The sequence below is a fragment of the Microvirga sp. P5_D2 genome (assembly GCF_054049475.1).
This window is the reverse complement of the sequence record NZ_JBFUMH010000010.1, coordinates 23,297-44,853: the sequence shown is the minus strand read 5'-3', so window position 1 is coordinate 44,853 and position 21,557 is coordinate 23,297. Positions and strand designations below refer to the sequence as shown.

Genomic DNA, 21,557 nt, shown 5'->3' with positions numbered 1-21,557 from the left:
CCGGATATCACTGATGGTGGCGCTGTTGCTCGGATCGCATCCTCCCCTTGGCATCTGTGGTCGGATGGGAATGCAAAAAACCCGTTCAATCCTGATCAGGGGCGCCAAGCGGAAAGAGATGGCGATACGGCCGTGCCTCGTCCACAGCCCGTGCGAATGACGGCCGCACCAGCAACCGTTTGCGATAGGCCCGGACGTTGCCAAACGCTTCGCTGGCCGGATGCACCCAATCAGCGTAGAAGAGCGAGGGGGCTGCCGCACAATCGGCGAGGCTGAAAGCCTTACCCGTCGCCCATTCTCGCCCATCAATGACCCTATCAAGCCAGGCATAGGACCTATCGAGCATCTCGCGGGCCTCAGCCACGCCCTGTGGATCTCGCGCCTCTGCGGATCGCAGGCTGTCGGACACAATCCTCTGCACCGGTGTCATGATGTAGTTGTCAAAGAAGCGGTCCATCATGCGCACGTCGAGAGCGGCTCGGGCGTCCTCCGGAACGAGGCGCGTCAATCCCGGGTGATGGAGGTCCAAATGCTCGATGATGATGCTCGTCTCGACGATTGGGCAGCCGTCGTCCACCAGGACTGGAAACCGCTTGATCGGCCACATCGCCGCCAATTCTGAGTTCGCCTGCTCGTTGTCGAGCATCCGGTACTCGAATGCGGTGCCATTCTCGTAGAGCGCAATCAGCGCCTTCTGACAGTAGGACGAAAAGGGGTGGGCATAGAGCCTCAACGTCATCGTCGCCTCGCGCGGGAGTATCTGGTTTCAGAATGCAACTGGTTGATTGGTAACTCGACCGATCCTATTTTGCAAGCAGTCTCCGATGAGGATCCACATGGACGATGCGCACCGCTCCGGTTGCCCGATCAACCTGACTCTCGAAGTTCTGGGCGACCGATGGAGCCTGATCGTCATCCGAGACATCATGTTCGGGAATCGGCGCCATTTTCGCGAGTTGCTGAACCGCTCGGAGGAGGGGATCGCATCCAATATTCTGGCCGCTCGGCTCAAGCGGCTGATGGAGGCCGGACTGCTCACGAAAAGCGACGATCCGACCCACCAGCAGAAGGCCATCTATAGCCTGACCGAGCCTGCTATCCAGCTCGTGCCCCTGCTCGTGCAGATGGGGAGCTGGGGGCGGCGCCACAGGCCGGTCTCGGAGGAGCTGTCGATCCGCGCGCAGTTGCTGGAGGAGGGCGGTCTATCGCTGTGGGATGCGTTCATGGCGGAGCTCCGTGCGCTGCATCTCGGCGCGCCTGCTCCGAAGCGCTCGGTGCTGCATGAGCTTCAGGCCGCATACGAGAAGGTCGCCGCGCAAAAGAAGGATCCTTGCTGAGCGTTCGTCATCCGAAGTAGGCCGAGGCGCGGGAAAGGGAACTGGCCTAGGTCGTCATGTGGACAAGCGGCAACAGGACGGACTGCGCCGATCCCCTCTGTCCCTTGATGGTGGAGGTCACGAACAGATCACCCGACAGAATGCTCACGTCGGGGAGGTTCGGCATTTCTAAGCACAAGCCGGGATACAGCAGTTCCGTATTGGATGCGTATTCGCTCTCCAGCGACCGAATCCTAGGGCCGGCGAGACCCACAGAGTCTGCTGGTCGGTGTCGTCCTACCAGAGCCCATCCCAAGGCTACGCCTACGAAGCCCTCCAGTGGGAAGTCAGCAAGAACCATGTGCTAGGACCGTCTCTACGTCTTCGAGGGCGAGGACCTCCGGCGCATTGAGCGAATCCGCCTGCGCGACCAGTCCGGCACACCCGCGAGGGCCGTCGTGCACAATCTGAGGCCGACCCGTCCCTGGCGCGCCTGGACGTCATCAGGAAGCACACAGACAGGATTGCGACATCGGTGAAACGCATTGGATTTCTTGCGGGACTGGCCGTCGGAATCCTCGTGATCTCCGTGTTTCTTCGGTGAAGAGAGCGGCCGTACCTGCCCAAAGGACTCGACGCCTGGGGCGCGGAGGACGTCCGAACGAGAAAAGGCCCGCCTTCCCTGACGGAAGCGGGCCTTTCTCAATCCTTGGCGGATTTGCCCAGTCCTATCGGCCCACACACAACCCAAGGCTGCAAGGACCGGAGAGTCAGGCTTTTCGCCGATTCGAGTCAGGATACCCCCGGGTTTGGGTCAGACTTCTCGACCCGGGGACAACCGCCAATGGCATTGCTGCTGCCTCCTCGCCAGGACGCCGTTCTCCTCGATCAAGTCGCAGCAAGATCCGACCACGTTCCCCATCAGAAATACAGAGACGTGACCGGACGACCGCGTCCTGGTTTCAGGGAGCATCGACCGTTAGAGGTTGATGCCAGCGGACTGCCTCGGACGCCGACACGGTGGTACTACCGAGCGGCTAGAGGCCGTGATCCGGCAGGAGGGCAGGGCCCGTTTTCTGTGGCATTCGCTTCCCGCGCCCACCTCCTTGCTTCGACCGGGTGGGCAATAGGGTCAGCGCCGCCACGGTTCTCTCGAGAGCGAGGCGGGCGTCTCGCTCCGTGTCCCAAGTCGAGCTGTGCTCCGTTCTGCGACGGCCCGCGACGAGGTATTCGACACTGTGACGCCTGCCCGGGACATACCGGAGAATCTCCGCCCGGCCTTCAAACTTACAGGTCCATTCGTCTTGGGAGGTCCGGATCCAGGCACGAGTTAATCGAAGTCCTTCCAAGGCTTGGCGGAAGTCCGCTGCGCTCTGATACCGTCGGTCTGGATGCTTGGAACACGCCCGATTGAGGATCAACTTGAGGCCGCGAGGCACCCATTCCCTGTGGCCGATGCGACCAGGGACGTCCCCGTTGGCAATGTCTCGAGTGAAGGAGACATCGTCTCTCCATGCGTGGCCCCAACCTGCCATGTTGTTGACCGCCCGTAGGAGGGTGAGTCCCGCAGCATACACGTCACTGCGGGGTGAGAACTCATAGCCGTTCACCGCCTCGGGAGAGGCATGGGGGCGGTAGAAGCCGTCCATGACCCTGATGCCTGTGGGCGTATGGATCGCGGTACCGAAATCGGACAGTTTGGCCGCGCGCGGAGCCAGCATGATGTTCCCGGGCTTCACGTCCCGGTGCACGAAACCCTTAGCGTGAGCCTGTTCGAGGGCAAACAGGATCTGCTTCACGTAGGTGACCGCATCGACGACGGGGACGAACTCCCGCAGCAACCGATCACCAAGGGAGCCGCCCTCAATGTATTCCATCTCGATCAGGACGGAGCCGTCGAAGACGTCGGCGGTAATGATCCTCACCACGTGGTCATGGCCGCAGAGGCTCATGGCTTGGGCTTCCACGACGGCCTTGTGGGACTCGGGGTTCTCGACGAGGATTACCTTCAGCGCGGAAACCTGTTGCAGGTTCTGGTTGAAGACCTGGAAGACCTGGCCGAAGTGCCCGCGCCCGAGGAAACGCAGCACCTCATACTTGTTCAGGATCACCTGGCCCGGCTGGAGAAGCGGAGCGGTGAGTTCAGCCATCGAGCACCATCCATGCACTTAGGGCTGCGAGCTTCGCATCCCTGTCCCAGTTCTCCGGCCGTCCCTTTATGGTGTCGCATGCGTCAAACCTGTCACCGGTGAAGCCAAGAGCCTTTTTGGAAAAGGAGGCTGTGGTGAACTGATCGATGGCCAGTCCGCGCTCATGCGCGACGAGGTTCAGGATGCCGAAGGGAAAGCAGAGATAGGCGACTTGGTCGGCGCTCTTGGCATTGAGCGTCAGTCGGTATGCAAGCTGCGGGGAGGGAACCCTGTCGATGATCTCTCCGAAGACCTGCTTGAAGTAGTTGGCGAGATCCGGGCGCGGCTGGTCAGGGTTGAACCGCTGCCGTCCCAGGTCTCGGAATTCCGGTGCGCTCCGCGTCCCTTCAACGACACACGACCAGATGGCACCCTTGCTGATGTTAAAGCCTATTGCAGTCACGAGTGGTCCTTGCCGACCCGTGTCTGCGCCGCGCCATTCCCTGGCCCATGTCTTGCGCAGTAACGGCTGTCGGTCTGTTCCTCGCGTCGTCAGATCGTCCGGCTACATCCGGCTGCATTGCCCGCGCCAAGTACGGAGATCTGCTCGCGATTGCAGTTTCTGAGGGGACGCCGCGGCGCGGCGGACTGTTCGATCATTCGGATCGGGCTGCTGGGGTGAGACCACTCCGACCGTCTGCCTATCTCCATCAGGTGGTCCGCCGCTGGGGTGCGGCGGACGGATAGGTTATTCGAGGGCGCACTATCGGTTAATCTGACCAACCTTTGGGTGCATCCTCACTTCCGGGGCTCCCTATTTTACGAACAACCCGTCGTGCTGCCGCAGGTATCGCACTTCAAGCAGGTCCCGTTCCGCACCAGCGTGAAGTTCGCGCATTCGGGGCAGGATTCGCCCACATAGCCCTTCATCTTGGCCTCGGCGCGCTTGTCCGCGATGGAGGGGGCTGCGGGAGCGGTGAAGGCGAGCTTGGACATTTCGGCTTCGCCGACCGTCACTTCCTGCGTGGCCGGTTGGGCGAGTTCGCTCTTGAGAGCGTTCGCGCCGACCGTGCTCGGACGCTGCACGATGCCTCCGGCGCTGYCGCCGCCGCCGGGGATGAGCATGAGGCGGTCGGCGTTGCCGCGGGTGAAGCCGCGGGAGACGACGGTGGTGGCGGGGGCGGCTTCCGGGGCCTTCGACTGGGCTTCGCCCGAGCCGATGGTGGTGGGGCCTGCTTCCGACGGGTCCACATGGGCGAGGTCGTTGCGGGCGAGGTAGGACACCGCGAGCTCACGGAACACGTAGTCGAGGATCGACGTCGCGCTCTTGATGCGCTCGTTGCCCTGCACGAATCCGGCCGGCTCGAAGCGGGTGAAGGTGAAGGCCTCCACGTATTCCTCCAGCGGCACGCCGTATTGCAGGCCGAGCGAGATCGCGATGGCGAAGTTGTTCATCATCGCGCGGAAGGCGGCGCCTTCCTTGTGCATGTCGATGAAGATCTCGCCGAGACGGCCGTCGTCGTATTCGCCAGTACGTAAGTAAACTTTATGGCCACCGACGACGGCCTTCTGGGTGTAGCCCTTGCGACGGTCGGGCATCTTCTCGCGGTCGCGCATCGCGACCACGCGCTCGACGATCTTCTCGACGATCTTCTCCGACACGTGCGCTGCCTTCGCAGCGGCCGGCATGGCGGTGAGCGCTTCCACCGCGTCCTCGGAATCCTCCTCCTCATCGGCGATGAGAGCGGAGTTGAGCGGCTGCGAGAGCTTGGAGCCGTCGCGGTAGAGGGCGTTCGCCTTCAGCGCCAGCTTCCAGGAGAGCATGTAGGCGCTCTTGCAATCCTCGACGGTGGCGTCGTTGGGCATGTTGATGGTCTTGGAGATCGCGCCCGAGATGAAGGGCTGCGCCGCCGCCATCATGCGGATATGGCTTTCCACCGAGAGATAGCGCTTGCCGATCTTGCCGCACGGGTTGGCGCAATCGAACACCGCGTAGTGCTCGGTCTTCAGGTGCGGAGCGCCTTCGAGAGTCATCGCGCCGCAGATGTGGATGTTGGCTGCTTCCACATCGGCCTTCGAGAAGCCGAGGAAGGAGAGGATGTCGAAAGACGGATCGTTGAGCTTCTCCGCCGGCACTTTCAGCGTGCCGGTGAGGAAGTCATCGCCGAGCGTCCAGCGGTTGAAGACGAACTTGATGTCGAAGGCGGATTTCAGGCCCTTCTCGACAGCCTCGATCTTCTCATCCGTGAAGCCCTTAGCAGCAAGCGAGCCCGGGTTGATGGCGGGAGCCTGCTTCATGGAGCCGTGGCCGACGGCGTAAGCCTCGATCTCGGCGATCTCGGATTCGCGGTAGCCCAGGGTGCGCAGGGCATCCGGCACGGCGCGGTTGATGATCTTGAAGTAGCCGCCGCCGGCGAGCTTCTTGAACTTCACGAGAGCGAAGTCGGGCTCGATGCCGGTGGTGTCGCAATCCATCACGAGGCCGATCGTGCCGGTGGGCGCGATCACGGTGGACTGGGCGTTGCGGTAGCCGTTCTTCTCACCGAGTTCGAGTGCGCGGTCCCAGGCCTGCTTCGCATGGGCGACGAGGCTCTGGTCGGGGCAGGAGGCGTGATCGAGCGGAACCGGGTTGACCGAGAGACCCTCGTAGCCCTGAGCCTCGCCATGCGCCGCGCGGCGGTGATTGCGGATCACGCGCAGCATGGACTTGGCATTGGCCTTGTAGTTCGGGAACGGCCCGAGCTCACCCGCCATCTCGGCGGAGGTGGCATAGGACACGCCGGTCATGATCGCGGTGAGTGCGCCGCCAAGGGCACGGCCCGCGTCGGAATCGTAAGGCAAGCCCATGGTCATGAGCAGGCCGCCGATATTCGCGTAGCCGAGGCCGAGCGTGCGGTACTCATAAGAAAGCTGCGCGATTTCCTTGGACGGGAACTGCGCCATCATCACCGAGATTTCGAGAACGACCGTCCAGAGACGGCAGGCATGCTCGAAGGATTCCGCATCGAACTTATGCGCGGCGCGGTCGAAGAACTGCAGCAGGTTGGCGGAAGCCAGGTTGCAGGCCGTGTCGTCCAGGAACATGTATTCCGAGCAGGGGTTCGACGCCCGGATGCGGCCACCGGCGGGGCTGGTGTGCCAATCGTTCATGGTGGTGTTGTAGTGCAGGCCGGGATCGGCGGATGCCCATGCGGCGTGGCCGATCTGTTCCCACAGGTCGCGGGCCTTCAGGGTCTTGAGGACCTTGCCGTCCTTGCGGGCCTTGAGCTGCCAATCCGAGTCATTCTCCACCGCGCGCAAAAACTCGTCCGTCAGCGAGACGGAGTTGTTGGAGTTCTGGCCGGAGACCGTGAGATAGGCTTCCGAATCCCAGTCCGTGTCGTAGATCGGGAATTCGATGTCGGTGTAGCCCTGCTTGGCGAACTGGATGACGCGCTTGATGTAGTTGTCCGGGATCATGACCCGGCGCGCCATCTTGATTTCCTTCTTCAGAGCCGGGTTCTTCTCCGGATCGAAGCAGGCATCGCCCTCGGCCTCGCAGTTCACGCAGGCCTTCATGATGGCCTTGAGGTGCTTGTTGCCGAGCTTGGAGCCGGTCACGAGGGCCGCGACCTTCTGCTCCTCCTTCACCTTCCAGTCGATGTAGGATTCGATATCCGGGTGATCGACATCGACCACGACCATCTTCGCCGCGCGACGGGTGGTGCCGCCCGACTTGATCGCGCCCGCAGCGCGGTCACCGATCTTGAGGAAGCTCATGAGGCCGGACGAACGTCCGCCGCCGGAGAGCTTCTCGCCCTCGCCGCGCAGGTTGGAGAAGTTCGAGCCCGTGCCCGAGCCGTACTTGAACAGGCGCGCCTCGCGGACCCACAGGTCCATAATGCCGCCCTCGTTCACCAGGTCGTCCTCGACGCCCTGGATGAAGCAGGCATGCGGCTGCGGATGCTCGTAGGAAGACTTGGACTTGGTCAGCTTGCCGGTCTTGTAATCCACGTAATAGTGGCCCTGGCCGGGGCCATCGATGCCGTAGGCCCAGTGCAGGCCGGTGTTGAACCATTGCGGCGAGTTCGGCGCGACCATCTGGTTGGCGAGCATGAAGCACAGCTCGTCATAGAACGTGCGGGCATCCYCCTCGGAGGAGAAATATCCGCCCTTCCAGCCCCAATAGGTCCAGCAGCCGGCAAGGCGGTTGAACACCTGCTTGGAGGAAATCTCGGAACCGGTGCGCTTGTCTTCCGGCAGCTTGGCGAGCTTGGCCTCGTCGGGCACCGAGCGCCACAGCCAGGAGGGAACGTCGTTCTCCTCGACCTTCTTCAGGTGCGTAGGAACGCCGGCCTTGCGGAAATACTTCTGCGCCAGAACGTCGGATGCCACCTGGCTCCATGTGTCCGGAACCTCGATGTTCTCGAGCTTGAAGACGATCGAGCCGTCCGGGTTGCGGATCTCGCTCGTCGCAAGACGGAAGGAGAGGGAAGAGTAGGGATCCTGTCCAGGTTTCGTATAACGCCGGTCAATCCGCATCGGTCACATCCTAAGTTTGGAGACAAGCGTCCCCGTCGCCACAAGACATGCCTGTGGCTTTCAGCCCCAAAAATTTTTCGATACCCCAACGATCCGTTTTGCGGATCGCCACACGCACCACGCCCGAGTTACGGCCTCCCTTCAGACGCCACAGGTCGCGCGGCAAACAACTTGCCGCGGGCTCTGAACGCTCGCTCTGGGGAGATTTCGACCTCCCTTTCGGGTCGGTCGCCGGTCTCGGATCGGATCCCCGGCAAGCTAGTCGTGATGCGAGCCTTACGTCAAGAACTTGTGCCGAGAGTTTCTGTTCCGTCTATATATAGTGGGCAGGTGTTAAGAATGTGGAAAAGTGGCTAAGCCTCAGAGACTCCTTTCAGAATCCAAATCACACTTTTCAAATGACCAAACTTGGCCGGCTCAGATTTGCGTTTTTGCCGTTCACGAGAGCCCCTAATTGTTGTGCCGGCGCATCAATTTCCCCTGCGGAAACCATATCGGCAAAAAAAACCGCTCCGACGCGAAAATCCCGTGAATCCGGGAAAAGCGCCCTAGAATCGCCCAAGTAGAATCATCGGAGAATCAGTGGCGGGTTCCGGATCGGAAAAGCTGGACTTCGCGGCAGGCTGAAGCCATATTCCGCGCAACCTCAAGAACCCCCTCGGCGGTAGCGATGAAAACCTTTTTGGCTCAGTTCTTTACGTGGTGGAGCGGACAGACTCTCGGCACGCGATTCTTCACCTGGCGCAAGGGCCAGTTCGTGGGTCAGGACGAGTTCGGCAACACCTACTACCGCTACACGCAGGCGACCCCCATCGATTCGAATGTCGGTGCTGAGCGCCGCTGGGTGATCTATAACGGCGATGCCGATGCCTCGCGGGTGCCCCCCGGTTGGCGCGCTTGGCTGTGCCACAACGGCGATGTTCCCCCGAGCGAGGAGAGCTACAAGGCTCACTCCTGGGAGAAGACGCATCTCCCCAACATGACCGGCACGCCCTATGCCTACCGTCCGCAGGGCTCCCAACTCGCGACAGGCCAGCGCCCCGCCGCCACGGGCGACTACGTGCCCTGGACGCCGGGCGAGTAAGGCCTCGGCTCCAGCAGTCTCATGCTGAACCGCTTGACCCCGCGTGCTTGTGTCGAATGTGGCCTGCCTTACGGCCATACCGATTTCGCTTACCATTACGGCCGGATCGAGAATGGACCGTCCTATTGGTCGGATCGCGGACTTCTGTGCTCCATCGTCTGCTCCACCGCGCATCACGAGCGGCGCGAGAAGGCAGGCGATCCCATGATGGAGCCCGCGCTCAATCCGTTAGAGAACGATTAGGCCGGAGGCGGCTTAATCAATGCCGTAGAGCGCTCGCGCCCTGGCCCGATCAACTGGACGATCCTCGGGCATTTCCATGAAGTATTCGCGTTGCCAGGCCTGACTTCGCACGGCCTGTTGGCTCGTCGGCCTGTCCCAGGTCGGGTAAACGCGAATGGCGCGTTTGCCGCCCGTACCATTCTTAGAGAAAACATCCCACCGGCAGAGAACGGCTTTTGGGAACACGAATTGCCCTGAGCCATGATCCGAGCGGCATTGGATCACCACTAGATCGACCGGATCGGTTTCATCGAAGGGCTGGATCGGACCGTCCCCGATTCTCTTCCAAATCGTGACGAACTGGCCGACTTTCCTGGGCGTGATTTTGGCGACGCGGAAGCGGACGGAGAGATGCCCCAGCTCAAGCATGACGGCGCCGTACTCGCGGCTTTCCGGCTCGGCATGCACCTTCGAGCAAATCAGCCCGATAGGTGCGAAGACGTGCTTCACCATCAGCATGAGATCGCGAGGGATTGTCGCCTCGGAACTGTCCAGGCCACAAACCATATGCTGCTGCAACCGCGAGCCTAGTTGGCCCGCGCCTTCAGCCATTCGCCGATCACCCGGCCTGCTTCCGGATTATACTCGCCCTCTTTGTCTTCCCGCCGCACCATGAAGCTCTCCTTCTGGTCCTTCATGCGATAGAAGGAGTGATCCATACCGGCGATCTCCACGAAGGTCGCGGYGCCGGGGCGGGCGGCGTTGATGGTGTCGAGAATTTCCCGATGCTCCTCAGCGCTCGTGAGGAAATCGGCACTGCCGTAGACGAGCAGGGTATCCGGCTTCAGCCGCGTCCACAAATCCGGTAGATCGATTGCCGCGATCTGCTGAAGATAAGCGTCGGAGGAAGGAAGCTTCATTTCCTCGGCGCAGGCCGGGCGTTTCTCCAGAATTTCCGCGCGGGGCTGACGTGCGATGAGCAGTTGGTGCATGCACCATTGCTTGAGCTGCATCTGTGCACCGATCTTGGCCGGCGGCATGCCTTCCAGCTTGAGCTGACGGCGGCGGTTGACGAGTTCGTATTCGAACCAGGTGCTGCCGATCGTCTCGGCAGCGACAATCCCGCGTACCGGCTCACGATCCGCCACCAGCGGGCCGACGATGCCGCCGATGCTGTGGCCGACGATGAAGACCTTCTCAGGGTTCACATAAGGCTTCGTCTTCAGGTCCTTGAGGCCTGCCACGTAGCCCTCGACCTCGGTTTGCAGATCCACCTTGGCGCAGGCCTCGCCCTCGCTGTCGCCCATGCCGCTTTTCTCGACGCGCATGGTCACGAAGCCGTCGCGACTGAAGGATTCGATGAGCTGGCGATAGGGCGTCTCCCGGTCGAACGGATAGTCCATGCTGTAGCAGCCGATGCCGCCCACGAAGAGCACGGCGGGCTTGCGGCCATCCTGCTTCGGCTTGGTGATGATGGTGCGGCGGCGGGCGCCGGCGGCCTCGACCGCTTCGTAGATCGCCTCGTGATCGGGCGAGGTTTCATGAGGCAGGCCGATCAACCCGACCTTCTGCTCTACGGGCTTGCCGGCCCGCAGCAGCGAGAGGGTGAAGCTGTCGCCGGCCCTCTTCCTGCGAATCGCCGCCGATATATCCGCCATCGTGCGGATCGTCTCGCCATCGATCTTGATCACGATGTCTTTCGCCTGAAGCTCGGCTGCTTCCGCCGAGGAGCCGGGAATCACCCGCTCGATGAGAATGCCTTCGCCGGTCGGTAACTTGTTCTCGGACCTGACGGCTTCCGGCACTGCGGCCATGCCGATTCCCATGAAGGCACGGCGCGCCAGTTCGGCGCTCTCGGCGTTGGCATGGAACGAAAACAGAAGGGTGGCGGCCAGAAGCGCGCGGACAGAGAGACGCATGAGTCGAATCCTTTATCGGTGTTATTTTATCCGATATCGGCCCGACTGCTAAGCTTTGTGACGCATCGCCCTTTTTCCAACACGGTTGACGTGTTAACGCGTGGCGAGACACATGAGAACGGCCGCGCGTGGCCGGGCCATGAAGGCGTGGACCAGTGATTATGAAACTCGGATGGACGCGGGCGGCTTTCGTGCTTGCATCGATCGTCGGCGGTATCTCGGCCGCTCAGGCGGACAGAATCAAGAATCCGACGGCGGTTTTCTCGGGGCTCGACAAGATCACCGGGCGGATCGTGTCGTTCGAGGTCAAGGTCGATGAGACCGTGCAGTTCGGCGCCCTGCAGATGACGCCGCGCGTGTGCTTCACCAAGCCGCCGACGGAAACGCCGAACACCACTTCCTTCGTCGAGGTCGAGGAGCCGGGCGCCGAGGGAGCAGGCAAGAAGGTCTTTTCCGGCTGGCTGTTCGCGGCAAGCCCCGGCCTGCATGGCATCCAGCACCCGGTCTACGATATCTGGCTCGTGGACTGCAAAGGCGGCACAGACGTGATCGCCGAGCCCAAGGAAGCCGTCGAGCCGCCTCCGCCCATCGAGCAGGACGCGGCCCGCACGCCGGCCGCTGCCCCGCGTTCCGGCGGCATCATGGCCCCGGCCGAGGGCGCGCAGCGCRCTCCCGCTCCGCCCGCCGTCCAGACCGCGCCGCTGCAGCAGCCGGCGCGCCGGCTTCCGAACAGGGAAGCGCCGCTCGTCAATACGGATCGGTAGCGTTTAAAGCGCGGCGAGGGCTTCCTCACCGCTGACCACCTGCTCGCGCGGCCAAACGCACCAATCGCCCTCGCGATCGAGCGCGTTGCGCAGCATCTGCTTGTATTCGCGGCGGGGCACCTCGACCGCGCCGAACTGGGACAGATGCGAGGTCACGAACTGCGTATCGAGCAGCGTGAAGCCGCCGCGCTTAAGGCGCGCCACCAAATGGACAAGCGCGATCTTCGAGGCGTCCCGCTCGCGGTGGAACATGCTCTCGCCGAAGAAGGCTCCCCGCAGGCGCACGCCATAAAGGCCGCCGACCAGCTGGTCCTCCCGATACACCTCGACCGTGTGGCAGAAGCCCTTGTCGAACAATTGGCCGTAAAGATCGCGAATCCGCCGGTTGATCCAGGTTTTCTCCCGGTCGGTTCCCGGCGCGGCGCAGCCCGCGATCACCGCATCGAAGTCGCGGTCCACGTGGATCGTGAACTCGTCGGAGCGGATCGTGCGGGCGAGCCGCTTGGGCAGATGAAACCCGTCGAGCGGAATGATGCCCCTTTCGCGGGGCTCCACCCAGAACAGTGACGGGTCATCTGCATCCTCCGCCATCGGAAAGATGCCCGCGGCATAGGCCTTCAGCAGGATCTCAGGCGTGATGGTGATGGTATCGTCGGGAGACAGGGCCATTTACTCGCAGATCCGAACCGGGATCATGCCATAAATAGATACATCTGTGCCGGAAGTCAGACCGGCGTGATGTAGATTTTCGCGAGTTCGTTGAGTTCGTCCTTGCTGATGGCCTTTTTCGTCGCGACCAGCCACAGTTCGCGGGTTTTCTTCATGCGAAAGCACAGGACGCTGCGAAAGCCTGCCTTGGCGCAGGCCTCGCCAAGCGTCTTGTCGGTGAAGCCGGTGTGGTGGGCCATGTAGAGGTTCCCATCCGCCATGGCGGGGCGAAAGCCGTACAGCATGTCGAGAGGGGCGACCGGCCCAAGGCCGCTGACATAGAGGGGCTTGTCGATCTCGCCCGCAGCAAGAGCCTCGCCGATGGTTTGCAGGTCCGGGCAGCGGATGATCGCGACGCCGTCGCCGTTCAGAACCCGCTGAAAGGCCTTCAGGGCAACAGGCACTTCGTGCGGATAGAGATGCTCGATGCTGTGGCTCGAATAAACCGCATCGAAGCTGTCAGCCTCGACCTTGGCGAGGACTGGCAGCTTATCGACGATGTCGGGCTTCACCTTCTTGTCGATGTCGAGCGAGACTTCTTCCCATTCGGGCCCCTGGAAGGCTTGAATGGTTTGAGCTTTGCGGTAACGGCCGGACCCGACGTGAAGAAAACGAGGCATGTGCAAAACTGCCCCGCTTGCAATCCATCCGCAGGGCCTCCTTACCTTCGTAAGGTAAAGCCATGCTGATGTTATAACAAGATTATTCTACGTCCCCGAGGCCGCCCGTCTTCAGGAAATTCTCAAGCCAGTGAATATCGTACTGGCCGTTCTGAATGTCCGGGTTGCGGACAAGCGTGCGGAAGAGCGGGAGCGTCGTGTCCACGCCGTCCACCACAAACTCGTCGAGCGCGCGGCGCAGGCGCATGAGGCACTCGTTGCGGGTGCGGCCATGCACGATGAGCTTGCCCACGAGGGAGTCGTAATGCGGTGGGATGCGGTAGCCCTGATAGGCCGCCGAATCGACGCGCACGCCGAGACCGCCGGGCGGGTGGAAATAGCTGATCGTGCCGGGCGAGGGGCGGAAGGTCGACGGATGCTCGGCATTCACGCGGCACTCGATGGCATGGCCTTCGATCCTGACGTCTTCCTGCTTCACGGACAACGGATGGCCTGCCGCCACGCGGATCTGCTCGTTCACCAGGTCGATGCCGGTGATCATCTCCGTGACGGGGTGCTCCACCTGGATTCGGGTGTTCATCTCGATGAAGTAGAACTCGCCGTCCTCGTAGAGGAACTCGATGGTGCCGGCGCCTGCGTATTTCAGGTCCTGCATGGCCTTTGCCACGACGCCGCCGATGCGCTCGCGCATCTCGACGTTCAGGGCGGGCGAGGGGCCTTCCTCCCAGACCTTCTGGTGGCGACGCTGGAGCGAGCAGTCGCGCTCGCCCAGATGAATGGCGTTGCCCTTGCCGTCGCCGAGCACCTGGATTTCGATGTGGCGCGGCTTCTCGAGGTACTTCTCGATATAGACCGCATCGTCGCCGAAGGCGGCCTTGGCCTCGGTCTTGGCGGTCTGGAGCGCGTGAACGAGGTCGCCCTCGTTGCGCGCGACCTTCATGCCGCGACCACCGCCGCCGGCGGCAGCCTTGATAATGACGGGATAGCCGATGTCCTTGGCGACCTTCTTGGCCTCCACCTCATCGGAAATACCGCCTTCCGAGCCCGGAACGCAGGGGATGCCGAGCCGCTTGGCCGTGCGCTTCGCCTCGATCTTGTCGCCCATGATGCGGATATGCTCCGCCTTGGGGCCGATGAAGGCGATGCGGTGATGCTCCAGCACCTCGGCGAAGCGGGCGTTCTCGGAGAGAAAGCCATAGCCGGGGTGGATGGCGTCCGCGCCGGTGATCTCGCAGGCCGCGATCAGCGCCGGGATGTTGAGATAGCTGTCGCGGGCGGCCGGCGGGCCGATGCACACGCTCTCGTCGGCGAGGCGCACATGCATGGCGTCCGCGTCGGCGGTGGAATGCACCGCGACGGTGGCAATGCCGAGCTCCTTCGCCGCGCGCAGGATGCGCAGGGCAATTTCGCCTCGGTTTGCAATGAGGATCTTATCGAACATGTCGCGCCTTACTCGATGACGAGGAGGGGTTCGCCGTATTCAACAGGGGTTCCGTCTTCGACAAAGATGGCGGTCACGGTGCCAGAGCGCGGAGCAACGATCTCGTTGAAGGTCTTCATGGCCTCGACGAGCAGAACCTTGTCGCCGGCCTGAACCTTGGAGCCGATCTCGACGAAGTCCTTCGCCTCGGGCGAGGGCTTACGGTAGGCGGTGCCGACCATCGGGGAAAGCACGGCGCCCGGATGGGGAGCGCCGGGCTTGCCGCCCGCTGCCAGGGCCTCGGCGGCGGCCGGAGGCGGTGCGACCACCGGCGGCGGCGCATAGGCTGCGGGAGCCGCCATCGGAACCTGCACGGCGGCATGGATCGTGCGGGCCACGCGGATGCGAAGGTCGCCCTTCTCCACTTCGATCTCGCTGAGATCCGTATCGGCGATCATATTCGCCAGCTCCCGGACGAGATCGGGATCGAAAGGGGTATCCTTGGCCATGGGGCTCACCTCTTATTCCTGAGGAACTAATGCTGCGATGGTTTGGCTTGCCGCGTCCGCTCCACCATGACGCGGTGAACCGCCTCCAGGCCGAGCAGATAGCTCATAGGCCCGAAACCGCAGATGACACCGACGGAAACGGGAGCGATGAGCGAGCGATGGCGAAAGCCTTCGCGAGCATGAACATTGGAAATGTGAATCTCGACCGTCGGCGCGCCGCTGCCGGAAATGGCATCGCGCAGGGCGATCGAGGTATGGGTATAGGCGCCGGCATTGATGACGATGCCCGCACCCTGCGCTCCCGCCTCCTGGATCCAGTCGACCAGATGTCCCTCATGGTTGGACTGGCGGAACGTGACCGCCGCCCCCAGGGTCTCAGCCTTCTCCCGCACGAGCTTCTCGATGTCCGACAGCGTCGTGCTGCCGTAAACCTGAGGCTCCCTGCGGCCGAGCAGATTGAGGTTGGGTCCGTTGAGGACGTAGACGTTGATCATTGCGAAAGGAGCATTCCTTGAAGCCCCGTGAGGCGGAACCGAAACGCCCTCTTAGCCAAAAGGCGGGCATGGGGAAAGGGGAAAAGCGGGACTTTCCCAAGGCTTGAGTGAGCTTCCCTAGGGGAATGGGCCGCGAGAGGCGCTTGAGCGGAGCGCTTATTCCTCATCATGGCCGGTCTTATCCGGCCATCCACGTCTTAAAGCGCCCGAAGGCGTGAATCCTCAAAGTCCAGGGATGACGACAGAAGCTAGCCGCAGCTTGCCTTGCCGCAGGTGCGTACATTGTCCACTACCTGCTTGAGGGGCTCCAAGCCGACAGCGCCGGGAATGATCGCCTCGCCGATGATGAAGGCGGGGGTGCCGGTGAGGCTCAGCTTGTCGCCGAGTGCCATGTTTTCCTGAAGGGCGTTGCGTACATCGGCGCCTTCCATGTCCTTCTGGACCTTGGCCATGTCGACGCCCATCTCCTTGGCGACTGCCATGGCGCGCTCGCCGTTGACCCGGCCACGGCTCTCCAGAACCTTCACGTGATAGGCAAGCATCTTGTCGCCCTGGAGCTGCTTTCCGACCGCCAGGGCCACGCGGCTGGCCTCGACGGAATCAGGTCCGAGGACGGGGAAATCCTTTAGTACGACTCGGAGCTTGGGATCGCTCTTCATGAGGGCCTGCACATCGGCGAGCGCCTTTTTGCAGTAGCCGCAATTGTAGTCGAAGAACTCGACGAGAGTGACGTCGCCCGAAGGATTACCCGCCACATAGGAATGTGGAGCATTCAGCAGAGTCTGCTGGGTTTCCTTGACGGCGCTTGCCTGGGAAACCTGCTGCGCTTCGGCCTGGCGCTTCTCCAGCTCGGAGATCACCTCGGTCAGCACCTCGGGATTCTTCAGGAGATAGTCCTTCACGACCTCGCCGATAGCCTGCTTCTGCTGCTCGGTGAAGACGTTGCTCTGGGCTTGGCTCTGGGCCTGGGCCGCCGGAGCAAGCGCCAGCGCGCCGATCAGGGCCACGGCCTTGCCGATTTGGGGAAGCGAGAAGCGCATGTCGGTCCTTTTCGGAATATCTGTCGAAGCTTGGCCCTTGGAGAGGGGCCTTACCTAAAATCATATGTGGCGCGAGTTAGCGGTTTGTGGAGCGTGGCGTCAAATCACGCCTTTGTTGAGGTGACGGTGCCATCCCCAGCCTTATTCCAGCATCTCGCCTAAATACGCATACCCTCCTCAGGGTCAGGGTGAAGAGCACGGCACGCGAGGGAGACGTGTATGGTCTGGTTAAGCTTGACCATAACGGTCTAACATTGATCTTGAGGCGAGCTTTTCAAAGGAATACGAGCTTCTCCATGACAAAATCATCCGCCGATCTCCAATCGCCCGCCATCGCCCGCCGCATGGAGCGGGTCTCGTCCTTCCTGGCCATGGATGTGCTGAGCGCCGCCGCGGCGAAGGAGCGGCGAGGGGGCAGCGTGATCCATATGGAGGTCGGCCAGCCCTCCGCACCGGCGCCCCGGGCGGCCCGCGAGGCGGCCAAGGCCGCGCTCGATCTGGGCCGAATCGGCTACACGGAGGCGCTCGGCATCTCGGCCTTGAGAGAGCGGATCGCCCGGCATTACCGCGAGGCTTACGGCGTTTCCATCGCCCCGGAGCGGGTGGTCGTCACCACGGGCTCCTCGGCGGGCTTCGTCCTGGCCTTCTTGAGCCTCTTCGATCCCGGCCAGCGGGTTGCCATCACGGCGCCGGGTTATCCGGCCTATCGCAACATCCTCGAGGCTCTCGGCATCGAGCCGGTCACGATCCCACTCGCCARGGCCGATGGCTGGATCATGACGGCGCAGGCCATCGAGAAGGCGCATGCGGAGAAGCCACTCCACGGCATCCTGGCCATGAGCCCCGCCAATCCGTCCGGCACGATGATCGGGCAAAAGGCGCTGGCCGAACTCGGCGAGACCTGCCGCCGCTTAGGGTTGTGGTTCGTGTCGGACGAAATCTATCATGGACTGACCTACAGCGAGGCCGCCTCGACCGCGCTCGCCTCCGACGACGATGCGATCGTCATCAACTCGTTCTCCAAATACTACTGCATGACCGGCTGGCGCATCGGCTGGATCGTGGTGCCCGAGCGCCTCGTGCGGCCCATCGAGCGGCTGGCGCAGAACCTCTACATTTCGCCGCCTTACCTCTCGCAGGTCGCAGCGCTCGCCGCTTTCGATGCGGGTGAGGAACTGGAGGCGGTGAAAGCGGGATATGCGCGAAACCGCGCGTACTTGCTGGAAGAACTGCCGAGGGCCGGCATTGCCGAGATGCATCCGGTGGACGGCGCGTTCTACATCTACGCCGACATTGCCCGCTACACGAACGACTCCATCGGCTTCTGCAAGCGCATGCTGGAGGAAACCGGCGTGGCGGCAACGCCCGGTCTCGACTTCGATCCCATCGAAGGCTCGCACTACATGCGCCTGTCCTTCGCCGGCTCGGAAAACGATTGCCGCGAGACGGTGGCGCGGTTGAAGGGCTGGTTGAAGTAGAGGCTAACCTCCTCACCGTCATGGCCGGGCTTGTCCCGGCCATCCACGTCTTGGGATCCGTCGCGCTTCAAAGACGTGGAGTTCCACGCCTGCGGCGCGGCACTTCGGGTCCGGCACAAGGCCGGGCATGACGATAGAGCGAGCAACAAAAAAGTGCCCGGTTGGGACCGGGCACTTAGCTATCTTTAAATCTTTACGATCCGCTGAGGACCGACTTGGCTTTCGACCACCAGCCGGCGCGCTTCGGGCGTTCCGGGTCGGGGGGGGTCAGCACGACGGCGACGGGCTCGGGCTCCGGGATCACCGGGCGGGGTTCCTCGACCGGTTCGGGCGCGGGCTTTGTCAGGATCTGCTCCTGGGCAGCCACGGGCTCCCGGGCCGGGGTTTCAGGCGCCGGGGTTTGCGACACCGCTTCATCTGAATCATCCGACACGCCAACCGCTTCCGCGACAGCCTCGGTGACGGCGACGAAGCCTTCCTCGGAGGCGAACTCCTCGGCAGCCTCGTCGCGACCACGGCCACGGCCGCCGCGACGGCCACGACGGCGGCGGCGGTTGCGGCCTTCGCCATCGGCGTCGGCGTCCGCTTCCACCGTATCCGCAGCTTCGCCGGAAGCTTCGCCCTCGGCGCCTTCCTGCTCATCGCCCTCGGCAGCTTCGCCTTCGGAGCCTTCTTCGCCCTGGGACGCCTCGACTCCGGCTTCGCGATCACCACGTCCGCGACGGCGACGGCGACGGCGGCGACGGCGTCCACCGCCTTCGCTGTCCTCATCGCGACCTTCTTCGGAGGCGCTGGTTTCTTCCGTGGCCTGATCCTCGTCCTCGGCCTCGATTTCGACCTCGGCCTCTTCAGGCTCGTCGACTGGAACGATGGCGTCGATCTGGATGCCGGTGGCGGCGGACTTGTGCTCGAGGCGAAGCGCAGGCTCGCCACGATCGATTGTGTAGTTCGTGGTGCCGGTCAACGTCTCGTCCGCCACGATGGAGATCGCGACGCCGAACCGGGTTTCCAACTCACGCAGGTGAACGCGCTTCTGGTTGAGGATGTAGAAGGCCGCCTCCATCCGCGTGCGGACGATGAGGTTGTAGCCGGCATTCTTGATGAGCGTTTCCTCGATAGAGCGCAGCACGTGCAACGCCACCGACGGCGTCGAGCGCACGAAGCCGGTGCCGGCGCAATGCGCGCAAGGAACGGAAGAGGATTCGAGCACGCCGGTGCGGATGCGCTGGCGCGACATTTCGAGAAGGCCGAAGGGCGAAATGCGGCCCACCTGGATGCGGGCGCGGTCGTTCTTCAGGCACTCGTTGAGCTTCTTCTCGACGGCGCGGTTGTTGCGCTTCTCTTCCATGTCGATGAAGTCGATCACCACGAGGCCGGCAAGATCGCGCAGGCGCAGCTGGCGCGCGATTTCTTCCGATGCTTCGAGGTTCGTGCGAAGCGCCGTATCCTCGATGTTGTGCTCGCGGGTCGAGCGGCCCGAGTTCACGTCGATGGAGACCAGGGCTTCCGTCGGATTGATGACGAGATAGCCGCCGGATTTCAGCGTCACGACATTGGAGAACATCGCGTCGAGCTGGGCCTCGACGCCGAACTTGGCGAAGACCGGCTGTGGCTCGCGATAGGGCTGGACGATCTTGGAATGGCTCGGCATGAGCATGCGCATGAAGTCCTTGGCCTCCCGGTAGCCATCCTCGCCGGAGACGAGAATATCGTCGATCTCCTTGTTGTAGAGATCGCGGATGGCGCGCTTGATGAGCGAGCCTTCCTCATAGACCAAAGCGGGAGCAGCCGAATTGAGCGTCAGCTCGCGCACGCTCTCCCACAGGCGCATCAGGTATTCGTAATCGCGCTTGATTTCCGGCTTGGTGCGCGAGGCACCAGCCGTGCGCAGGATAATGCCCATTCCCTCGGGCACCTCCAGCTCCTGGGCGATTTCCTTCAGGCGCTTGCGGTCGGCGGCGTTGGTGATCTTGCGGGAGATGCCGCCGCCACGGCCCGTGTTGGGCATGAGCACCGAGTAACGGCCTGCGAGCGACAGGTAGGTGGTGAGAGCAGCGCCCTTGTTGCCGCGCTCTTCCTTCACGACTTGGATCAGCAGGATCTGGCGGCGCTTGATGACCTCCTGGATCTTGTACTGCTTGCGCGGGGTGCGGCGCTGGGGAAGGTCTTCCATCGCGTCGCCGCCGCCGAGCTGCTCGACGTGATCCTCGTCCTCGCCCTCGGCGTGCTCGTCGTCGTGGTCTTCCTCGTCCTCGTCGCTCTCGGAGAAAGCATCGGCCTGAGCCTCGAAAACCTCGGAGGACTCTTCGGAAGACGTCGCGGCATCAGCCTCGACCACGAGAGCCGAGACCTCTTCGGTGCCCTCGGCAGCTTCGACCGTCTCGGTGGGCTCAACCGTTTCGACTTCGAAATCGCCGGCGGCGGCAATCAGGTCGATGGTCTCGTCCGTTCCCTCGGCGGGAGCCTGGGCCTCGGTGCCGTCTTCCGTGCCGGCTTCAGCCTCGGAGGAGACGACCGCGTCGCCGGTCGGCGCGCGGCGCTGGGACGAGCGACGGCGGCCACGGCTGCGACGGCGCTCTTCCTCGCGCTCTTCTTCGGCCTGGGCCTCGGCTTCGGCCTCAAGGAGAGCCTGACGGTCGGCGACCGGGATCTGGTAGTAATCGGGATGAATTTCACTAAAGGCGAGGAACCCGTGACGGTTTCCGCCGTATTCCACGAAGGCCGCCTGAAGCGACGGCTCTACGCGGGTGACTTTCGCGAGATAGATATTCCCGCGCAACTGCTTCCGGTTAGCGGATTCGAAGTCGAATTCTTCGACCTTCTGTCCACGCACCACCACAACCCGGGTTTCTTCCGGGTGGGAGGCATCGATAAGCATCTTGTTTGCCATGTTGAACTCTCGACATGGCGATCGAGGGCAGGACCTGAGGCAGGGGCCGCAGTGAAGGCGGTTGGCCACGCCGCAAGAAGAAGCGGCGGGCTGGCATTGCGTTCGGAGTGCTGTCGATCGCCATCGTGCGCCTCATCGGGGCGCATTCTGGGTTGAAACGGGCCGGCACGGAGCCGGATGAGGTGAGGGAAGGGCGTGCGCGAAAAGAAACGCGCGCTTGGAACGGTGCCGAGACGAGAGTCAGAACTGACTTCGTGTGCGCAACCATTCAAGACGGCCCTTTCTAGGAAACGATGAACCAGATTGAGGTCCGGCCACCGGTAAAAAAGCGGCGAACTTTATCGCCAATTGAACCCTTCCGAGCGCCTGTCGAGGGTGACGGGGGTCCTTGAGGATCGGTCAACACAACCGTCTCCCCAGGTCCGCCGTCAGATTCGGCCATG

The 21,557-nt window shown here is 62.7% G+C and carries 18 protein-coding genes; 5 read left to right on the top strand and 13 right to left on the bottom strand.

The window, feature by feature from the left end; all coding sequences use genetic code 11:
- Window positions 1-85 precede the first annotated feature (85 nt).
- Window positions 86-739: a glutathione S-transferase family protein gene (locus tag ACXJKO_RS05620; protein ID WP_457090103.1), complete on the bottom strand. Its 654-nt coding sequence runs from the start codon at window positions 737-739 to the stop codon at window positions 86-88.
- A gap of 97 nt (window positions 740-836) precedes the next feature.
- Between ACXJKO_RS05620 and ACXJKO_RS05615 the strand changes: the two genes are divergently transcribed.
- Window positions 837-1,337 carry a winged helix-turn-helix transcriptional regulator gene (locus ACXJKO_RS05615; protein ID WP_457090102.1) on the top strand — a complete coding sequence of 167 codons (501 nt, stop codon included), beginning with the start codon at window positions 837-839 and terminating at the stop codon, window positions 1,335-1,337.
- 1,016 nt (window positions 1,338-2,353) lie between these two features.
- Here ACXJKO_RS05615 and ACXJKO_RS05610 read toward each other — a convergent pair.
- The 3 genes from ACXJKO_RS05610 to ACXJKO_RS05600 form a co-directional block, all read right to left on the bottom strand.
- Complete coding sequence (locus tag ACXJKO_RS05610; RefSeq protein ID WP_457090101.1) at window positions 2,354-3,466, bottom strand: serine/threonine-protein kinase; 1,113 nt, start codon at window positions 3,464-3,466, stop codon at window positions 2,354-2,356.
- Window positions 3,459-3,908, bottom strand: coding sequence for a hypothetical protein (locus ACXJKO_RS05605; protein WP_457090100.1), 450 nt, complete (start codon window positions 3,906-3,908; stop codon window positions 3,459-3,461). Before ACXJKO_RS05605 ends, ACXJKO_RS05610 begins: the two co-directional genes overlap by 8 nt.
- Window positions 3,909-4,264: 356 nt before the next feature.
- Entirely contained in the window at window positions 4,265-7,966 is a 3,702-nt protein-coding gene (locus ACXJKO_RS05600; RefSeq protein ID WP_457090099.1) for a vitamin B12-dependent ribonucleotide reductase, read from the bottom strand.
- Window positions 7,967-8,636: 670 nt separating this feature from the next.
- Here ACXJKO_RS05600 and ACXJKO_RS05595 point away from each other — a divergent pair.
- Both ACXJKO_RS05595 and ACXJKO_RS05590 read left to right on the top strand, forming a co-directional pair.
- A complete protein-coding gene (locus tag ACXJKO_RS05595) occupies window positions 8,637-9,050 on the top strand; it encodes an NADH:ubiquinone oxidoreductase subunit NDUFA12 (protein WP_457090098.1) in 414 nt (137 codons plus the stop codon).
- 21 nt (window positions 9,051-9,071) lie between these two features.
- On the top strand, window positions 9,072-9,293 hold the full coding sequence (locus tag ACXJKO_RS05590) for a hypothetical protein (RefSeq protein WP_457090097.1): 222 nt from the start codon (window positions 9,072-9,074) through the stop codon (window positions 9,291-9,293).
- 12 nt (window positions 9,294-9,305) lie between these two features.
- Here the strand turns inward: ACXJKO_RS05590 and ACXJKO_RS05585 are convergent, their stop codons facing one another.
- Window positions 9,306-9,884 carry a MepB family protein gene (locus ACXJKO_RS05585; protein ID WP_457090096.1) on the bottom strand — a complete coding sequence of 193 codons (579 nt, stop codon included), beginning with the start codon at window positions 9,882-9,884 and terminating at the stop codon, window positions 9,306-9,308.
- Window positions 9,860-11,191: an alpha/beta hydrolase family protein gene (locus tag ACXJKO_RS05580; protein ID WP_457090095.1), complete on the bottom strand. Its 1,332-nt coding sequence runs from the start codon at window positions 11,189-11,191 to the stop codon at window positions 9,860-9,862. The genes ACXJKO_RS05585 and ACXJKO_RS05580 overlap by 25 nt, the downstream gene beginning before the upstream one ends.
- A 161-nt stretch (window positions 11,192-11,352) precedes the next feature.
- Here ACXJKO_RS05580 and ACXJKO_RS05575 point away from each other — a divergent pair, with 161 nt between their 5' ends.
- Window positions 11,353-11,955: a DUF2155 domain-containing protein gene (locus ACXJKO_RS05575; RefSeq protein ID WP_457090094.1), complete on the top strand. Its 603-nt coding sequence runs from the start codon at window positions 11,353-11,355 to the stop codon at window positions 11,953-11,955.
- Window positions 11,956-11,958: 3 nt separating this feature from the next.
- Here the strand turns inward: ACXJKO_RS05575 and aat are convergent, their stop codons facing one another.
- The 6 genes from aat to ACXJKO_RS05545 form a co-directional block, all read right to left on the bottom strand.
- Window positions 11,959-12,624 carry a leucyl/phenylalanyl-tRNA--protein transferase gene (aat, locus tag ACXJKO_RS05570; RefSeq protein ID WP_457090093.1) on the bottom strand — a complete coding sequence of 222 codons (666 nt, stop codon included), beginning with the start codon at window positions 12,622-12,624 and terminating at the stop codon, window positions 11,959-11,961.
- Window positions 12,625-12,680: 56 nt separating this feature from the next.
- Complete coding sequence (locus ACXJKO_RS05565) at window positions 12,681-13,283, bottom strand: class I SAM-dependent methyltransferase (RefSeq protein WP_457090092.1); 603 nt, start codon at window positions 13,281-13,283, stop codon at window positions 12,681-12,683.
- A gap of 82 nt (window positions 13,284-13,365) precedes the next feature.
- Entirely contained in the window at window positions 13,366-14,724 is a 1,359-nt protein-coding gene (gene accC, locus ACXJKO_RS05560; RefSeq protein ID WP_457090091.1) for an acetyl-CoA carboxylase biotin carboxylase subunit, read from the bottom strand.
- Between the two features lie 8 nt (window positions 14,725-14,732).
- Window positions 14,733-15,212 carry an acetyl-CoA carboxylase biotin carboxyl carrier protein gene (gene accB / locus ACXJKO_RS05555; RefSeq protein WP_457090090.1) on the bottom strand — a complete coding sequence of 160 codons (480 nt, stop codon included), beginning with the start codon at window positions 15,210-15,212 and terminating at the stop codon, window positions 14,733-14,735.
- Between the two features lie 26 nt (window positions 15,213-15,238).
- Window positions 15,239-15,706 carry a type II 3-dehydroquinate dehydratase gene (aroQ, locus tag ACXJKO_RS05550; RefSeq protein ID WP_457090089.1) on the bottom strand — a complete coding sequence of 156 codons (468 nt, stop codon included), beginning with the start codon at window positions 15,704-15,706 and terminating at the stop codon, window positions 15,239-15,241.
- Window positions 15,707-15,954: 248 nt separating this feature from the next.
- Window positions 15,955-16,746 carry a DsbA family protein gene (locus tag ACXJKO_RS05545; RefSeq protein ID WP_457090088.1) on the bottom strand — a complete coding sequence of 264 codons (792 nt, stop codon included), beginning with the start codon at window positions 16,744-16,746 and terminating at the stop codon, window positions 15,955-15,957.
- A gap of 296 nt (window positions 16,747-17,042) precedes the next feature.
- Here ACXJKO_RS05545 and ACXJKO_RS05540 point away from each other — a divergent pair, with 296 nt between their 5' ends.
- Window positions 17,043-18,224, top strand: a complete 1,182-nt coding sequence (locus tag ACXJKO_RS05540; RefSeq protein ID WP_457090087.1) for a pyridoxal phosphate-dependent aminotransferase — start codon at window positions 17,043-17,045, stop codon at window positions 18,222-18,224.
- A gap of 193 nt (window positions 18,225-18,417) precedes the next feature.
- Here the strand turns inward: ACXJKO_RS05540 and ACXJKO_RS05535 are convergent, their stop codons facing one another.
- The gene (locus ACXJKO_RS05535; RefSeq protein WP_457090086.1) at window positions 18,418-21,114 is read right to left on the bottom strand and encodes an Rne/Rng family ribonuclease; all 2,697 of its coding nucleotides are present in this window, start codon (window positions 21,112-21,114) and stop codon (window positions 18,418-18,420) included.
- Window positions 21,115-21,557 lie beyond the last annotated feature (443 nt).